The organism is Streptomyces sp. NPDC087300 (genome assembly GCF_044744425.1).
Taxonomy (GTDB): Bacteria; Actinomycetota; Actinomycetes; order Streptomycetales; family Streptomycetaceae; genus Streptomyces.
The window spans coordinates 739,500-755,101 of record NZ_JBIUYI010000005.1 but is presented as its reverse complement, the minus strand read 5'-3'; the positions used below and the strand labels follow the sequence as shown (position 1 = coordinate 755,101).

Here is a 15,602-nt window from a genome sequence, read left to right as displayed (position 1 = left end):
GGGCTGCCGTTATCCGGCCACGAGCAGCGGTTCGATCTGCGCCGCCCACTCCGGGTAGCGCGCGGCCTTCTCCTCGTGCAGCGCCATGACCCGGTCGGCGAGCGTCGGGTCCATGTCGTCGGCGAGGTCGGGACCGATGGCCATCCTGGCCAGGTGCGGCAGGATCTCGGGGTCGCCCGCCAGGTGCACCGGGTCGTACATGTACCGCTCCAGGGCCGCCATGTCCTCGATGCCCACGCAGTAGGCGTGGGTGAAGCCGTCGGCCGGGCCGGACAGGCTCTGCCCGACCGTGGCGAACGAGGCCGATTCGAGGGCCGCCGTACGCCGCATCACGGCGAGCACACGGTCCTTCTGCTGCTCGGTCGTCCCGTCCTTGAAGGCGAACCTCAGCGTGTGAACGATCACGGGTTTCCGTTCCCTTGCATGTATACGTTGAGCTGGCTGGTTCATATCAATTGCCAGCTCGGTAGTTCAGAATGAACCAGCCAGTTCAAAAACGTCAAGCAAAACCCAGGGCTCGATACAGCGGTACTGGTCGGTCACCCTTGGGCGGGGCGCTCACCCTTGGGCAGGGCGCTCGTCAGTCGTCGTTCTGCGGCAGCCGGACGACCGCGACGCCCCCGTCGAGGTCGACGGAGGTCCGGTTCGGTGGCGCGCCGTCCTCCTCGTCGTCGCGCAGGACCAGCGCGGACTGGCGCTCCTTCAGCTCGTTCTGCTTACCCGGCGAGAAGCTCGCGTGCAGCTGTTCGAAACCGGTCGCCGATATCTGCCCCTGCCGGGCGCTGTTCCGCCACGGCAACAGCCCGGCCCGCCCCGCGCGCAGCAGCAGTTGGTCGACGAAGGCGATCCCGGTCAGCAGGATGACGAGCCCCGGCAGGGTCGCGAAGACGGCGAATTCCATGGCCTCAGTGTCCGCGCCAGGGCGGGAACGATCCAGAGTCGCCGTCGAGTTCACCGAGGGCGTTACGCCGCCCTGCGCCCCCACGCCGAGATCAGCGGGGCGGTGGCCAGGTCGAGACGGCCGGTCGCGACGTTGCCCAGGTGGCGGTCGATCTCCTCGTCGGTGGCGAGCCCCTCCGCGACGAGGCGGGCGCGGATCTGCCGTACGGTCGCGGCTTCGAGCACGGAGCACGCGGGCGAGGTGATCGGGAAGTACGCGTCGGCCTGGACGTCGTCGAGGCCCGCTTCGCGCAGCGCCCTCGGCAGGGTCCGCCCGTACGTGAGGTCCGCGCCCCGTTCCGCCATCAGCGCACGGAAGCCGGACCGCAACCGGTTGGCGAGCCGCTGTTCGGGACCCGACTCGTCGGGGCACAGCAGCGGTTGCAGGCCCGGGTCGGCGTCCTCCAGGAGCAGCCACCCGCCGGGCCGCAGCGCCCCGACCATGCGGCGCAGCGCCTCGGCCCGCTCGGCGACGTGCACCAGGACGAGCCGGGCGTGGACGAGGTCGAAGCCGCCGGGCGGCGCGGGATCGGCGGCCACGTCGTGGCGCAGCACCTCGATCACGCCACCGGCGACGCCCCGGGTCCAGGAGACGTCGATGTCGGTGGCGACCACCGTCCCGTTGGGGCCGACGCGTTCGGCGAGTCCGAGCGGCACGGAGGGGCCGCCGGCGCCGATCTCCCAGCACCGCATGCCCGGGAGGATCCCGAGCCGGTCGACGTGCCGGAACGTCACGGGGTCGAACAGCTCGCTCAGGGCGTCGAACCGTACCCCGGCCTCCGACTGCCGGTTGTCCAACAGGTATCCGTGATCCGCGCCGTGGTCCGTGCCGTGCTCGCCCATGGGGCGATTGTGCCGCACGGGCCAGACCCGGCTCACGGGCAGGCGAGGCTCACAGACGGGCGAGACTCACAGACAGGCGAAGAGGTCGTCGAGAGGCCCCGGGACCTGCTCGGGCTCCAGCGCCTCGACGAGGAGGTGGCCGTAGCGGATCTTGCGCCCCTTCTTCGTACCGAGGAAACGCCGCATCAGCCGCTCCCTGGTGCGGCCCTGGTGCGCGGGCTGGTGCAGCAGCGTCTGCCAGGCCCGCAGATCGCCCTCGCCGGCGACGACGTCCTCGACCCGCGCCACGCCGAGGGCGCGGATCAGCTCGTCCTCCAGGTCCGCCGCGCAGACGTAGATGTCCTGGCGCGGCGCCTCCGCCCGCTCGAAGCCCCGGTCGTAGAAGGGCTGCTCGCGGACGTCGCACAGACCCGTGAGGCGCAGCCCGAGGCCGGTCGATCCCAGGAGTCCGGCGAAGCGGCCGACGCTCATCGCGCCGCCCATCGAGATCACGCACACGCCCTCGGCCGCCAGGTCACGGCCGCGCCGGGCGGCGAGCGTCTCGACGGCCGCGAGGTCGCTGGGACCTTCCAGCAGCACCGCCGTGCGTACGCCGAGCCGCTCGGCCAGTTCGCGTGCCTGCCCGCCCGCACCACCCGCCGCCCAGTCGGTGATCTCGTCCCTGAACGCGCCCATGTCCGCCATGGGGCGAGTCTGCACCGCTCCCGACATGCGGGTCACGGGCTTTTCGGCACCACCGTCCCGCCAGGGGTTTTGCATAATCATGCGTTTCGATACATACTCTTCCTATGTCAAAGGTTCTCACCTCACTGCCCACCGGCGAGCGCGTCGGCATCGCCTTCTCCGGAGGCCTCGACACTTCCGTCGCGGTCGCGTGGATGCGCGACAAGGGTGCCGTTCCGTGCACCTACACCGCCGACATCGGCCAGTACGACGAGCCCGACATCGCGTCGGTGCCCGGCCGTGCCAAGTCCTACGGCGCCGAGGTCGCGCGCCTGGTCGACTGCCGGGCGGCGCTGGTCGAGGAGGGCCTTGCCGCACTGTCCTGCGGCGCGTTCCACATCCGCTCGGGCGGCCGTGCCTACTTCAACACCACTCCCCTGGGCCGCGCCGTCACCGGCACCCTGCTGGTCCGGGCGATGCTCGAGGACGACGTCCAGATCTGGGGCGACGGCTCGACCTTCAAGGGCAACGACATCGAGCGGTTCTACCGCTACGGGCTGCTCGCCAACCCTCAGCTGCGGATCTACAAGCCGTGGCTGGACGCCGACTTCGTGACCGAGCTCGGCGGGCGCAAGGAGATGTCGGAGTGGCTGGTCGCGCATGACCTGCCCTACCGGGACAGCACCGAGAAGGCGTACTCCACCGACGCCAACATCTGGGGCGCCACGCACGAGGCCAAGACGCTGGAGCACCTGGACACCGGCGTGGAGACCGTGAACCCGATCATGGGCGTGCGGTTCTGGGACCCGTCGGTGGAGATCGCCACCGAGGACGTCACCATCGGCTTCGAGCAGGGCCGCCCGGTGACGATCAACGGCGCGAAGTTCGCCACCGCGGTCGACCTGGTGATGGAGGCGAACGCGATCGGCGGCCGGCACGGCCTCGGCATGTCGGACCAGATCGAGAACCGGATCATCGAGGCGAAGAGCCGCGGCATCTACGAGGCGCCCGGCATGGCGCTGCTGCACGCCGCGTACGAGCGGCTGGTCAACGCGATCCACAACGAGGACACGCTCGCCCAGTACCACAACGAGGGCCGGCGTCTCGGCCGGCTGATGTACGAGGGCCGCTGGCTGGACCCGCAGGCGCTGATGGTCCGCGAGTCGATCCAGCGGTGGGTCGGCTCGGCGGTCACCGGCGAGGTGACGCTGCGGCTGCGGCGCGGCGAGGACTACTCACTCCTCGACACCACGGGCCCCGCGTTCAGCTACCACCCGGACAAGCTGTCGATGGAGCGCACCGAGGACTCGGCGTTCGGCCCGGTGGACCGGATCGGCCAGCTCACCATGCGCAACCTCGACATCGCCGACTCGCGCGCCCGCCTGGAGCAGTACGCCGGGCTCGGCATCGTCGGCACGAACCACCCCGAACTGATCGGCGCCGCCCAGGCCGCGGCGACCGGCCTGATCGGCACGATGCCCGAGGGCGGCGCCGAGGCGATCGCCTCGCGCGGCGAGGTCTCCGGCGACGACGAACTCCTCGACCGCGCCGCGATGGAGTCCGGAACGGACTGACCAGCAGCGGACCGACCAGAAGCACATCCTTCAGGATCGGCCCCACCGTCCCGTCCCCACGGCGACGACCCCGTGCCCGCACATCGGGCACGGGGTCGTTTCGTTTTCAACACCATTGACCCCGACCGATGTTCGCAAAATCTACACTGTTGTAGAATTTTGGCCACCGGGGGTCGCTCCTTTGCGACATAAGGTGTATTTGCGTGCGTAACCATTCGGGGCTTCATAAGCCCCAGGCACGCACGACGGCTCATACTCACCACAGTTCAACGGGGGCAGCACAGTGGACAGTCAGGTCGTCATCACCGGTCGGTGTCAGTTGACCGTGGAGACACTTGCCGAGTCCCTGCGGCATGCGGCCGGGTTGAGCGTGCTGCCCGTGGTGGGCGGTCACGACGACTTCATCAGCGCCGTCGCGGACCGGGCGCCCGCACTCGCCCTCGTGGACACCGAGAGACTCGACGAGGACGCCGTCGCGCTGGCCGCCGAGGTACGCCGCGTACGCCCAACGTGCGGTGTGGCCTTGACCGTTGACATGCCGACCCGGGTCTTCGTCGACCGGGCGCTCAAGGCCGGCGTGCTGAGCATCGTGCCGAAGTCGGCGGGCCTGCGGACGCTCGTGGAATCGGTGCGGGCGGCCGCGGCAGGACACGTGATCATGGATCCGCGACTGCTCGCGGGCGGCCCCGGCGGGCCGTTGACCGAACGGGAGGCGGACGTCCTGCGACTGACCGCTTCGGGCGCCTCGGTGAAGGAGATGTCCCAGAACCTGTTCCTGTCGGCGGGGACCATCCGCAATCTGGCCTCGGCCGCGATCAAGAAGCTGGAGGCGCGGAACAGGTACGACGCAGGCCGCTCAGCTCCGCGCCCAGGTCGAGCGCCCAGCCGGTGAGCCGGTGCAGGGCCGCGGTCGTCTCGCCGGCCGTCGCCTCGACCGTCACGCGGCGCGTGTCGTCGACGGTCGCGCCGGGCCAGGGCACGTCGCCCGGCGTGCGGCCCTCGGGCAGCAGGAACCGGATGCGGGTGTACGCGCTGTCGCGGCCGCCCAGCGTCGCGGGCGTGCCCGAGTCGACGATCCTGCCGCCCGCGATCACGGCGACCGAGTCGGCGAGTGCCTGCACCTCGTCCATGTAGTGGGTGGTCAGTACGACGGTGGTGCCGGTGTCACGCAGGTCGCGCACCACGTCCCAGGCGCCGCGCCGGGCACTGGGGTCGAATCCCGTGGTGGGCTCGTCGAGGAAGAGCAGCCGGGGGTCGCCGATCACGCCGAGTGCGAGGTCGAGGCGCCGCTTCTGGCCGCCGGAGAGGTCCTTGACCCGGGCGGTCCGCTTCTCCGCGAGGCCGACCAGGTCGATGACCTCGTCGACGCCCCGGGGAGCGGGGTAGTACCCGGCGTTGCGTCGCAGCGTCTCGCGGACCGTGAGGTAGGGCTCGACCGCGATGTCCTGGAGGACCAGGCCGATTTGTTCCCGCAGGAGGCGGGCATCCCTGCGGTCCGAGGGGTCGAGGCCGAGTACGTCGACCCGGCCGCCGTCCCGGCCGCGGAAGCCCTCCAGTATCTCCAGCGTGGTCGTCTTGCCCGCGCCGTTCGGCCCGAGCAGAGCGAAGATCTCCCCCTCGGCGACCGTGAAGTCGACGCCGCGCAGCGCCTCCTGCCGTCCGTACCTCTTGCGCAGGCGCTCCGCCGTCACCGCTGTCACCGGGCTCGCTCCATGATCCTGACCGCCGCGCACCCCGCGACGCCGGGGCCCGCGCGGGAGCCGCCGGGCACGCACGACGTTAGGTCGGCCCTGCCGCGATCCAGGGCCTGGTCGTGCCGCGGATGACCTCCGTCATGAAAGCGGCGACAGTTGTCAGCCGCTGCGATCTTCATCGACGATGATCGTGGTGGACCGGACTTCCGGAGTCCTGGAACGTGGCGGCGTCGGCCACGGTGCCGCCGGTCACGGTCCGGTCCCCGCCCATGGGCCCTCGGTGAGTGAAAGCAGGTACCGCATGTCCTCCGAGCGGACGGGCCCCTCCCGTCGCCTCTTCCTCCTGGCGGCGACCGCCGTGCCCCTGGCGGGCTGCGGCGCGAGTGCGGGATCGTCCTCCGGCACGGACCCCACAGGAGACGCCGACCGGTCCGCGAGCCCTGGGTCGAGCCCCGCCCCTTCCCCGTTGGACCCGTCGCGGCTCAAGGCCCTGGAGCGCAAGCACGACGCCCGGCTCGGCGTGTACGCCGTCGCGACCGGGACCGGCGCGACGCTCGCCCACCGCGCCGACGAGCGCTTCGCGTTCTGCTCGACGTTCAAGGCGCTTGCCGCGGCGGCGGTCCTGGACCGCAATCCGCTCGGCCACCTGGGCACGCGCGTGACGTACACGCGGGACCAGGTCAATTCCATCTCGCCGGTCACCGAGGACCACGTCGCGACCGGCATGACCATCAAGCAGCTCTGCGACGCCGCCGTCCGCTACAGCGACGGCACCGCGGGCAACCTCCTGATGCGCGACCTCGGCGGCCCGGACCACTTGACCGACTATCTCCGCGGCCTCGGGGACACCGTGAGCCGCATGGACCAGTACGAGCCCGAACTCAACAGGGCCCGGCCCGGTGACCCGCGCGACACCACCACGCCGAGGGCCATCGCCGCCGACTACCGAAAGACCGTGCTGGGCGACGCGCTGCCCGCCGAGAAGCGCGCCCTGCTCAAGGACTGGCTGGTCCGCAGCACCACCGGGGACCAGCGGATCCGGGCAGGCGTGCCCAAGGGGTGGACCGTGGCGGAGAAGACGGGCACCGGGCGCTACGGCAGGGCCAACGACGTCGGCATCATCTGGCCGAAGACGGGCGCGCCCCTCGTCCTGGCCGTCATGTCCGACCGCCCCGAGCGGGACGCCCGTCCCGTGGACGCGCTGATCGCCGAGGCCACGGAGGAGATCGTCACCGCCCTAACCTGACGGTCCGGAATCCGGGGTCCTTCGGGGCCTCGGCTCAGGGCTTGAGTCTCCAGCAGGGGGAGACGTGAGGGTGGGGACATGAACGGCGACACGCTCTTCTCGATCGGTGATCTGGCGCGGCGGACCGGCCTGACGGTCAAGACCGTCAGGTTCTACTCCGACGCGGGGATCGTGCCACCCACCGACCGCACCCCGGCCGGCTACCGCCTGTACGGCACCGCGGCCGTCGCCCGCCTCGATCTCGTGCGGACGCTGCGCGAACTGGGACTCGACCTCCCCACGATCCGCAGGGTCGTCGACCGCGAGGTCCCGCTCCCCGAGGTCGCCGCGGCGCACGCCGAGGCGCTCGACGTGCAGATCCGCGTGCTGCGGCTGCGGCGCGCGGTGCTGACGGCGGTGGCCAGACGCGGCTCCACCCCTGAGGAGTTGGACCTCATGCACAAGCTCGCCAAGCTCTCCGCCGACGAACGCCGACGTCTGATCGACGACTTCCTCGGCACCGTCTTCGACGGACTGCGCACCCATCCCGCCTTCGCCGCGGTCGTACGCTCGATGACTCCCCAACTGCCCGACGACCCCGACCCCGAACAGGTCGAGGCATGGGTGGAACTGGCCGAGCTCTTCCAGGACGAGGACTTCCGGGCGACCATGCGGCGGATGGCCGGGCAGCTGGCCGAAGACCGGACCCCCGAGAGCGCCTCGGCGCTTCCCCGCGTCCTCGCCGAGACGGTCCGCGCCCAGGTCGTCCCCGCTCTCGCGGCGGGCATCGACCCCGCCTCGCCCCAGGCCGAGCCCGCCGTCACCGCGATCACCGCCCACTACGCACGGATCCTCGACCGCCCCGACGACATCGAACTCCGCACCCTCCTCGCGGCCCGCCTGCACAGCATGGACGACCCCCGCAGGGACCAGTACCTGCGCCTCCTCGCGGTGATCAACGCCTGGCCCGCCCCGGAGGACCTCTCCCGGCCGCTCCAGTGGTCGGTCCGCGCCCTGCACTCCCGCCTGCCCCGCGAGCGACACGCGCGCCATGCCCGGCACACCCACTGAACCGGTCGGGGCACCACCGCGTCGGCGGCTCGACGGCTACCGGGACCTGCTGGCCTCACCGTCCTTCGGGCGGCTCGCCTCGGTGGGTCTGGCGTCGAAGCTGCCCGCGGGCATGGTGGGACTGGGGCTGCTGCTCCTGGTCGGCCGCGACCACGGGTACGGCACGGCGGGCCTCGCCGTGAGCGGTTCGGCCCTCGGGCAGGCGCTCACCGCGCCCCTGCGCGGCCGTCTCGTCGACCGGTGCGCGCCACGCCCGGTCCTGCTCGGTTCGCTGGCCGCCCACCTCGCGACCGTCACCGCGCTGGTGACGGTCGCGCGCGGCCACGCGTCCGTCGCGGTCCTGCTCGTCCTCGCCGTCGCGCTGGGCGTCACCACGCCGCCCGTTGCCGTGATGATGCGCTCGGCCTGGCACGGCGCCGCCGGTCCCCGTACGGCGGGTACGGCGATGGCTCTCGACTCCGCCATGACGGGCACCGCGCTCATCACCGGTCCGCTGCTGGCGAGTTGGCTGAGTCTGTCGGTCTCGCCCGTGGCACCGTTCGTCGCCGTGGCGCTGCTGATATCCGGTGCCGTCGCGCTCCTGGTCGGCGTGGTCGGCCCGCCGTGCGTACCGCCGCGCCCGGCCGGAGCCGGACGCCTCCTGGGGCCGCTCACCTGCGCGTCCTTGCGTCGTCTGCTGGCCGTGGACGCGCTGTTCGTGGCTTCGGTGACCGGCATCGATGTGCTGCTGCCGGTCTACGCCCAGGAGTACGGCGCGGCCGCGTACGCGGGGCTTTACCTGGGCGCCCTGTCGATCGGCAGTGTGCTGGGCAGTCTCGCCCTGGGTGCGCTGCCTTCGGGGCGGTCCGGCGGTCCCGGGCTCGGGGCTCTGCTCGGGGTGTTCGCGGCGGGGGCCGGGGCGCTGGCCGTGGCCTGTTGGGTGTCGCCGACAGTCGTTCTTCTGGTGTGTCCCGTCGCCGGACTCGCGATCGGCTCCGCGTTCGGGGCGCTGCGCACCATCGCGGGCGATCTCGCCCCGCGGGGACGCGTGACCGAGACCATGTCGTGGCTCAGCAGCCTCGACCTGGCCGGAGGCGCGGCGGGAGCCGCGCTGTTCGCGTACCTCGCGGATGCCGAGGGCAGCAGGACGACCCTGCTGTTCGTGCCCGCGGTGGTCACCCCCGTCGCGCTCCTCGGCGGACGCGTCGGCGCCCGGAGCAAGCACTCCAGCGCTACTCCCCGTCCCTCGACCGCCCCGCCGCATGCTCCGTGAGCTGATCGTTCACCTCGCGGGTCTGTTCGGCCAGCTCGCGGGCGCGGGCCTCGGCGCGGTCGGCGCGGGCGTTGATGCGGGCGATGTCCTCCTCGATGACCTTGAGGGCCACCTCGGCCGCGGCGCCCGCCTCGTCCTCGTTCATGTCGTCGGGCAGGGCCGCGAGGGCGCTCTGCACCGCGGGGATGCCGCCGCGGGCGTGGATGTCTTTCCAGAACTCGTAGTCCATCCCGCCATCCTGGCCGATGCACCGCCGCCGACGCTAAGCCGGGTCGGCGGCGACCGTCCGGGTCGGCAGGCTGAAGTCCAGTACGTCCTCGGCGGTCTGCTTGGTCTCCTCAGCCGCGCGGCGCGCGGTGGCGAGTACGTCGCCGTGTTCCTGGACCAGGGTGTGGTAGATCGGCGCCTGGGTGGCGTCATTGGCCGGCATGACCAGCGGCTCCTTGTTCGGGGACATCATGTGTTCATCAGGTCGGCCGCAGTCGGCCGATCCGCGACCTTACGCGAATCCGGCACGTGCTCCACACCCGGCCCCGATCATGCCCGTACGACCGCGTGACCTCTGTGAACGAGGTCACAGAGGTCACGGGGCCGGAAGGTCAGGCGCAGTAGGTGTCCTGGTCGGGGCGTTCCCCGGTCGCCAGGAAACGGGAAACCGTCCGGTCGCCGCACTCGTTCCCGTTGGCGAGGTAGGCATCGTGGCCCGTGGAGTTGACGGTCACCATCGTGGCCCGGCCGCCGAGTGCCTCGCGCATCTTGAGTGCGCCCTTCAGCGGGGTCGCCACGTCGCGCTCGTTCTGGACGAGCAGGATGTCGGACGGGCCCTTGTCGGTGATCCGCACCGGCGCCTCCCGGGGCGCGAAGGGCCAGGCGGCGCAGAGCATCGCGTTGCGGGGCATGCCAGCCGTGAGCGGGTGGGCGGCGCGGCTCCGGGCGACGTCCTTCTCGTACGCGGCGGCCGTCGTGGGCCACGCGACGTCGTTGCAGAGCGTGCCCGCGCCGACCGCGGTGACGTTCTGGAGCATCTCCTCCGGCGGCGCCTCGGGCACGGCCGGGACCTCGCCCCGTTCGGCGGCCTTGATCAGCTGGGCGAGGCCCGCGAAGCGGTCGGGGTCGTAGAACGCGTCGAGCATGGACTGGCGCAGCACGTTGCCGTTCAGTTCCTCGGGGTTGGCGCCGGGCCAGGGGATCGGCTCGCGGTCGAGCCGCTTCGCGAGCCGCAGGAAGAGCGGGCGGACCTCTGCCGCACTCCGCGCCACGCGGTCCGGATTGCCGGGCGCGGAGGCCCACTTGGCGAATTCGGGGAAGGTGTCCTCCACACCGGTCTCGTGCCCGGCGATCCAGGCGCGGGAGACACGGGTGGGGTCGGGGTTGTCGACGCTGTCCAGGACGATCCGGTCGGTGCGCCCCGAGAACAGCTGGCTGTAGACGGCGCCGACGTACGTCCCGTACGAGACGCCCCAGGCGGAGATCCTGCGCTCACCGAGTGCCGCCCGGACGCGGTCGATGTCGCGGGCCCCGTTGGCGGTGCTGAGGTGGCGGATCAGTTCGCCGCCGTTGCGCGCGCAGGCGTCCGACGTGCGCCGGGCCGTCGCCATGTTCTCCGTGACGGAGCCGTCGGGGCCGGGCCAGGGCCGCAGCTTCGAGGTGGCGAGGTCGCCGTGTTCGAGGCCGCAGCTGACCTGGGTCGAGGCGCCTAGCCCGCGGGGATCGAAGCCGATCAGGTCGTAGGCGTCCCGCACCTCCTGGGGCAGCCGCTGGCCCTTGGTCGAGGGGCTGTCCAGGCCGGAGCCGCCCGGTCCGCCGGGGATGAGGAAGAGGGCGCCGCGCCGGGCCGAGCGCTTCTCGGCGGGGATGCGGGAGACGGCGATCTCGGTCCGCGCACCCCGCGGGTCGGCGTAGTCCATCGGCACGTCGAGGGTCGCGCACCGCTGACGGGGGTCGGCGACGGGCCCCTCGCACTTCTTCCAGTCGAGGGGCGCGGGACCGGCGGCGGGCGCGGCGGTGGCCGACGCCGTCGCGGTGAGCGGAGCGGTGAGCGCGAGGACCGCCGTGGCGGCGGCGAGCAGGGCCGGGTTGCGCTTGGTCTTCGTCATGCGCTCAGCCTCACCGCGCGCCCCCTCCTCCCGCATCGTCCCAACTGGCAACAGCTGATGGGGGTTTACCCTCACGGACCACCTAGGGGGAGTCATCCGCCGTATCCGCCCGACGCCTCCCCACGAACGGGTATGCTCGGCCGCCATGATCATCTGGCTGAACGGAACCTTCGGCGCGGGCAAGACGACCACCGCGCACGAACTCACCGCGCTGCTGCCGGAGTCACGGATCTTCGACGCCGAACAGGTCGGGTACATGCTGCGGCACGTGCCCGGTCTCGCCCAGGGCGACTTCCAGGACCTCAAGCCGTGGCGCGGCCTGGTCGTGGCCACCGCGTCCCAGCTCCTCGACCATCTCGGCGGGACGCTCGTCGTCCCGCAGACGGTGCTGCTGCACCCCTACTGGCAGGAGATCCACGAGGGCCTCCTGGCCGCGGGCATCCCGGTCCACCACTTCGTGCTCCACGCCGATCGCGCCACGCTCGCCCGCCGCATCGCCACCGACATGAAGCCCGACAGCATCCCGGCACGGAGGTGGCGCCGCGACCACCTCACCCTGTACGAGGAGGCCCTCCCCTGGCTCCGCGAGGCGGCCCGGGTGATCGATACGACGGAACTCCCGCCCGCCCTCGTGGCACAGCGGATCGCCACCGCGGTCGAGTCCACCGGCCGCCCGGCCAGCGGCTGATGACAGGACGCGGACCGCTGCTCCCCCGGCTCCCCGCCGTCTTCTGGCAGGTGCCGTACGTCGCGGCCCGCTTCCCCGGCTCCGCCGCCGTGGCCGAGCGCCCCGATCTCGCGGCGGGCGGCAACTGCCAGGTGTTCGCGTACGAAGTCCTCGCCCACTTCGGCGCGGCCCGCCTGCCCGCCCTGCGCTCCAGCGACCTGTGGGCCGACACGGACGCCACGCACCGCGTCGACGACATCGGCGACGCCCGCCCGCTCGATATCCTCCTGTTCAACGCGACCGCCGACGCGTACGGCGCGCATGTCGGCGTATGGATGGCCGACGACGCGGTGCTGCACCTCTGCGCGGAGGCCGGCCGCCCCGCCGTATGGGGACTCGCGGACTTCGCGGCGCGGGCGCGGTACCGGGTCCTGGTCGGCATCAAGCGCGCCGGGCCCGCACCGCGGGCGACCTGACCGCCTGACGCCGGCCCCGACCGGGCCCGCGCTCCCCACCCGCCACCGATTAATCCGGTCGCCCGGCGATCGCGACCGCTGCTACGTTCGCCGCATGAAGCGCGCCGAGATGACGACGACGCCGGAGAGTGTCCCGGCGCGCTGACCGATGTTCGAGTCCGAAGCCCCGGGGCGAGTGCCCCGGGGCTTCGCGCTGGTCACTCGCCTCATGTACGCGAGGAGACCGCCATGTACGACCACCGCAGACTCGGCCGCGATCTCGGCCTGTTCGGCACCGATCCGCTGATCGGCGCGGGGCTGCCCTACTGGCTGCCCGACGGTGCCGCCGTGCGCCACGCCCTGGAGGAGTACATCCGCGACGCCGAACGGCTCGCGGGCTACCGGCACGTGTACTCGCCGGTGCTCGGCAAGCGCGAGCTGTACGAGATCTCCGGGCACTGGTCGCACTACCGCGACGACATGTTCCCGCCGATGGAGATGGGCGGCGAGGAGGTCGTCCTGCGGCCGAGCCTCTGTCCGCACCACGCGCTGATCTTCCGTTCCCGCGCACGCAGTTACCGTGAACTGCCGCTGCGGATGGCCGAGCTCGGCGGCATGTACCGGGCCGAACTCTCGGGCGTGGTCGGCGGGTTGAACCGGGTGCGGGCCATCCAGCTGAACGACGCGCACATTTTCTGCACCCTGGACCAGGTCGCCGACGAGGCGAGCGCGGCCCTGGCGATGATCCGCCGCGCGTACGCCGCGCTCGGCATCCGCGCGGCCCGCTTCCGGCTCTCCCTGCCCGCGCCGGGCGGCAAGTACGTGGCCGCGCCCGAGCACTGGCGCCGGGCCGTCGCCGTACTGACCGACGTGCTGGACCGCTCGGGGCTGCCGTACGAGGCCGCGGAGGGCGAGGCCGCGTTCTACGGTCCGAAGATCGACGTCCAGGTCGCCGACGCGGCGGGCCGCGAGTCCACCCTCTCCACCGTGCAGGTCGACTTCCACCAGCCCGAGCGGTTCGACCTGCGCTACGTGGGCCCCGACGGCGCGCGGCACCGCCCCGTGATGGTCCACCGCAGCATCATCGGCAGCGTGGAGCGGGCCGTCGCCCACCTCATCGAGGAGCACGGCGGCGCGTTTCCCGCCTGGCTCGCCCCGGTCCAGGTGGTGGTCATGCCGGTCTCCGACGCCGAGGTGCCCGGCGCCGACGCGTTCGTGCGGCGGTGCGTCGAGCGGGGGCTGCGGGCCGAGCTCGCCGGTCCCGAACAGGGCAGCCTCGGGGCACGCGTCCGGGCGGCCCGCCTCGTGCCTTACCAGGCGGTGATCGGGGCGAAGGAGGCCGTCGACGACCGGGTCGCGCTGCGGCTGCGCGACGGGCGCCGCATCGACGCCCTGCCCGCGGCCGAGGTGCTCGCCCGCGTCGAGGCGCTGGTCTCGGCGCACGGCACCGCCCTGTGGGACGCGGACTCCGCCGAGTAGCGAGCCAGGAGAGGGGGCGGCGCCCGCCTCGGAGCGCCTCGACGACCAGCGCCGCCCCCCCCTGGCCGTCACCGTCACGCACACACGTCTTGTCATGCGCACCACACGCCACAAGCCCTCGCGAGATACGCCCTCACCAGGAGAAACAAGAGTGAGACCCCCTTCCACTTCCGTCCGCCGCCGCGATACCCCTGAGGTGACAGCGAACCCCCGCAGGAAGTGAGTCACACCGTGAACGACTCCGGTTGGTACGTGGACGAACGCTGCACGAACTGCGACGTCGCCCGGCAGCTCGCGCCGGATCTGATCGTCGAGGCGAACGGCCGCTCCGAGATCCTGCGCCAGCCGCTCGACACGGCGGAGGAGGACCTGATGTACGCCGCGGCCTTCGCCTGCCACACCCGCTCGATCCGGCCCTCCTCCGGCCGGATCGACCCGGAGCGCGACCTCTACCCCATCCCCCTCGACGACACCGTCTTATTCTGCGGCCACAACTCCCAGCAGACCGCGGCCGCCAACTCCTATCTGCTGCGGCGCCCTTCGGGGAATCTGCTGATGGTGGACACGCCCCGCTGGAGCGAGCCGCTCGCCGCCCGGTTCGAGACGCTCGGGCCGGTCACCGACGTGCTCCTGACCCACCGCGACCACGCCGCGCACGGCCGCAGGTACGCCGACCGTTTCCAGGCCAGGCTCTGGGTCCACGAGGGCGACCTCGCCGCCGCGCCCGACGCGGACTGCGTGCTGCGCGGCACCGGCAGCATCGAGATCGCCGACGGCGTGCTCGCCCATCCGCTGCCGGGCCACACCGAGGGGAGCGTGTTGTACGTCGCCGACGAGCGGTACTGCTTCAGCGGGGACAGCTTCTACTGGTCGCGTACGACGCAGGACATCGAGGTGGCCGACAGCGTCACCTGGTACTCGGTCGAGGAGCTCGCGGCCTCGCTGGCCCGCACCGCCGGAGACCTCCGCTTCGAGTGGCTGCTGCCGGGGCACGGCGACCGCAAGCAGCTCCCGGCCGACGAGATGGCCGCGCGCATGCGGGAGTTGACGGCCCGCACCCGCGCGCTGCGACCGCGCCCCATCGACTTCACCGCCGTCCGCTGGTGAGCGAGGGCCGCCTAGGCGCGCGTCAGCCGTCCGCGGGCAGCGCGGGCAGCGGGCCCACCGGCCGCTCGAAGAACGTCTCCAGGGAGACCGTCGCCTGGGTCCCGCTCACGCCCTCGATCGCGTACAACCTGCGCAGCACGTCCTGTAGTTGAGCGGTCGTCGCCGTGCGGACCTTCACCAGGACCGACGCGCTGCCCGCGATGACGTGCGCCTCCTGGATCTCGGGGATCGCCGCGAACGCGGCCGCCGACTCCCCCATCCACGCCGTCGATTCGACCATCACGAAGGCGAGCACCCCGCGGTCCAGGGCCGCGGGGTCCACCTCGACGGTCGTGCGCCGGATGACGCCGCGCTCGCGCAGCTTGCGCACGCGCTCATGGGCGGCGCCGGCGGAGAGGCCGACCTCCTTGCCGAGCACCGCGTACGAGGTCGTCGCGTCCTCCTGGAGGAGAGCGATCAGCCGCCGGTCCACGTCATCCACAGTCACCATGGCGCAACCATATCTCGTTCTGGCATAGTCTCGATCCACCGAACAGC

General features: G+C 72.1%; 18 protein-coding genes. 9 read left to right on the top strand and 9 right to left on the bottom strand.

Going from position 1 to position 15,602, the window contains the following annotated elements:
* Nucleotides 1-9: 9 nt before the first annotated feature.
* The 4 genes from ACIO9J_RS23670 to ACIO9J_RS23655 all read right to left on the bottom strand — a co-directional run bounded on the left by ACIO9J_RS23670 (nucleotide 10) and on the right by ACIO9J_RS23655 (nucleotide 2,466).
* A complete protein-coding gene (locus tag ACIO9J_RS23670; protein WP_402002862.1) occupies nucleotides 10-405 on the bottom strand; it encodes a Dabb family protein in 396 nt (131 codons plus the stop codon).
* Between the two features lie 175 nt (nucleotides 406-580).
* Nucleotides 581-901: a DUF6191 domain-containing protein gene (locus ACIO9J_RS23665; RefSeq protein WP_402002859.1), complete on the bottom strand. Its 321-nt coding sequence runs from the start codon at nucleotides 899-901 to the stop codon at nucleotides 581-583.
* A 62-nt stretch (nucleotides 902-963) separates the two neighbouring features.
* Nucleotides 964-1,782, bottom strand: a complete 819-nt coding sequence (locus tag ACIO9J_RS23660) for a methyltransferase domain-containing protein (RefSeq protein ID WP_402002856.1) — start codon at nucleotides 1,780-1,782, stop codon at nucleotides 964-966.
* 66 nt (nucleotides 1,783-1,848) lie between these two features.
* Nucleotides 1,849-2,466, bottom strand: a complete 618-nt coding sequence (locus tag ACIO9J_RS23655) for a TOPRIM nucleotidyl transferase/hydrolase domain-containing protein (RefSeq protein WP_402002854.1) — start codon at nucleotides 2,464-2,466, stop codon at nucleotides 1,849-1,851.
* Nucleotides 2,467-2,570: 104 nt separating this feature from the next.
* Here ACIO9J_RS23655 and argG point away from each other — a divergent pair, with 104 nt between their 5' ends.
* Both argG and ACIO9J_RS23645 read left to right on the top strand, forming a co-directional pair.
* On the top strand, nucleotides 2,571-4,019 hold the full coding sequence (argG, locus tag ACIO9J_RS23650; RefSeq protein WP_402002851.1) for an argininosuccinate synthase: 1,449 nt from the start codon (nucleotides 2,571-2,573) through the stop codon (nucleotides 4,017-4,019).
* A gap of 325 nt (nucleotides 4,020-4,344) precedes the next feature.
* A complete protein-coding gene (locus ACIO9J_RS23645) occupies nucleotides 4,345-4,911 on the top strand; it encodes a LuxR C-terminal-related transcriptional regulator (RefSeq protein WP_402002848.1) in 567 nt (188 codons plus the stop codon).
* Here the strand turns inward: ACIO9J_RS23645 and ACIO9J_RS23640 are convergent.
* Nucleotides 4,835-5,719 carry an ABC transporter ATP-binding protein gene (locus ACIO9J_RS23640; protein WP_402002846.1) on the bottom strand — a complete coding sequence of 295 codons (885 nt, stop codon included), beginning with the start codon at nucleotides 5,717-5,719 and terminating at the stop codon, nucleotides 4,835-4,837. The two genes, ACIO9J_RS23645 and ACIO9J_RS23640, sit on opposite strands and share 77 nt — an antisense overlap.
* Before the next feature lie 295 nt (nucleotides 5,720-6,014).
* On the opposite strand from ACIO9J_RS23640, the gene bla reads away from it, so the two are divergent.
* From bla to ACIO9J_RS23625, 3 genes are all read left to right on the top strand, one after another.
* Nucleotides 6,015-6,959: a class A beta-lactamase gene (gene bla, locus ACIO9J_RS23635; protein ID WP_402002843.1), complete on the top strand. Its 945-nt coding sequence runs from the start codon at nucleotides 6,015-6,017 to the stop codon at nucleotides 6,957-6,959.
* A gap of 78 nt (nucleotides 6,960-7,037) precedes the next feature.
* A complete protein-coding gene (locus tag ACIO9J_RS23630) occupies nucleotides 7,038-8,009 on the top strand; it encodes a MerR family transcriptional regulator (RefSeq protein WP_402002840.1) in 972 nt (323 codons plus the stop codon).
* Nucleotides 7,990-9,261, top strand: coding sequence for an MFS transporter (locus ACIO9J_RS23625; protein WP_402002837.1), 1,272 nt, complete (start codon nucleotides 7,990-7,992; stop codon nucleotides 9,259-9,261). The genes ACIO9J_RS23630 and ACIO9J_RS23625 overlap by 20 nt, the downstream gene beginning before the upstream one ends.
* Here ACIO9J_RS23625 and ACIO9J_RS23620 read toward each other — a convergent pair.
* The 3 genes from ACIO9J_RS23620 to ACIO9J_RS23610 form a co-directional block, all read right to left on the bottom strand.
* Entirely contained in the window at nucleotides 9,221-9,490 is a 270-nt protein-coding gene (locus tag ACIO9J_RS23620) for a hypothetical protein (RefSeq protein WP_402002834.1), read from the bottom strand. The genes ACIO9J_RS23625 and ACIO9J_RS23620 overlap by 41 nt on opposite strands.
* 33 nt (nucleotides 9,491-9,523) lie before the next feature.
* Nucleotides 9,524-9,691: a hypothetical protein gene (locus tag ACIO9J_RS23615; RefSeq protein WP_402002831.1), complete on the bottom strand. Its 168-nt coding sequence runs from the start codon at nucleotides 9,689-9,691 to the stop codon at nucleotides 9,524-9,526.
* 169 nt (nucleotides 9,692-9,860) lie between these two features.
* Nucleotides 9,861-11,357, bottom strand: coding sequence for an alpha/beta hydrolase (locus tag ACIO9J_RS23610; RefSeq protein ID WP_402002829.1), 1,497 nt, complete (start codon nucleotides 11,355-11,357; stop codon nucleotides 9,861-9,863).
* 145 nt (nucleotides 11,358-11,502) lie between these two features.
* On the opposite strand from ACIO9J_RS23610, the gene ACIO9J_RS23605 reads away from it, so the two are divergent.
* The 4 genes from ACIO9J_RS23605 to ACIO9J_RS23590 all read left to right on the top strand — a co-directional run bounded on the left by ACIO9J_RS23605 (nucleotide 11,503) and on the right by ACIO9J_RS23590 (nucleotide 15,065).
* Nucleotides 11,503-12,045: an AAA family ATPase gene (locus tag ACIO9J_RS23605; RefSeq protein WP_402002826.1), complete on the top strand. Its 543-nt coding sequence runs from the start codon at nucleotides 11,503-11,505 to the stop codon at nucleotides 12,043-12,045.
* Complete coding sequence (locus ACIO9J_RS23600) at nucleotides 12,045-12,500, top strand: hydrolase (RefSeq protein ID WP_402002823.1); 456 nt, start codon at nucleotides 12,045-12,047, stop codon at nucleotides 12,498-12,500. The genes ACIO9J_RS23605 and ACIO9J_RS23600 overlap by 1 nt, the downstream gene beginning before the upstream one ends.
* 48 nt (nucleotides 12,501-12,548) lie before the next feature.
* The gene (thrS, locus tag ACIO9J_RS23595) at nucleotides 12,549-13,958 is read left to right on the top strand and encodes a threonine--tRNA ligase (protein WP_402003603.1); all 1,410 of its coding nucleotides are present in this window, start codon (nucleotides 12,549-12,551) and stop codon (nucleotides 13,956-13,958) included.
* 231 nt (nucleotides 13,959-14,189) lie between these two features.
* A complete protein-coding gene (locus ACIO9J_RS23590; protein WP_402002820.1) occupies nucleotides 14,190-15,065 on the top strand; it encodes a 4Fe-4S domain-containing protein in 876 nt (291 codons plus the stop codon).
* 22 nt (nucleotides 15,066-15,087) lie between these two features.
* On the opposite strand, the gene ACIO9J_RS23585 is transcribed toward ACIO9J_RS23590, so the two are convergent.
* Nucleotides 15,088-15,546, bottom strand: coding sequence for an Lrp/AsnC family transcriptional regulator (locus ACIO9J_RS23585; protein ID WP_402003600.1), 459 nt, complete (start codon nucleotides 15,544-15,546; stop codon nucleotides 15,088-15,090).
* Between the last annotated feature and the right edge of the window lie 56 nt (nucleotides 15,547-15,602).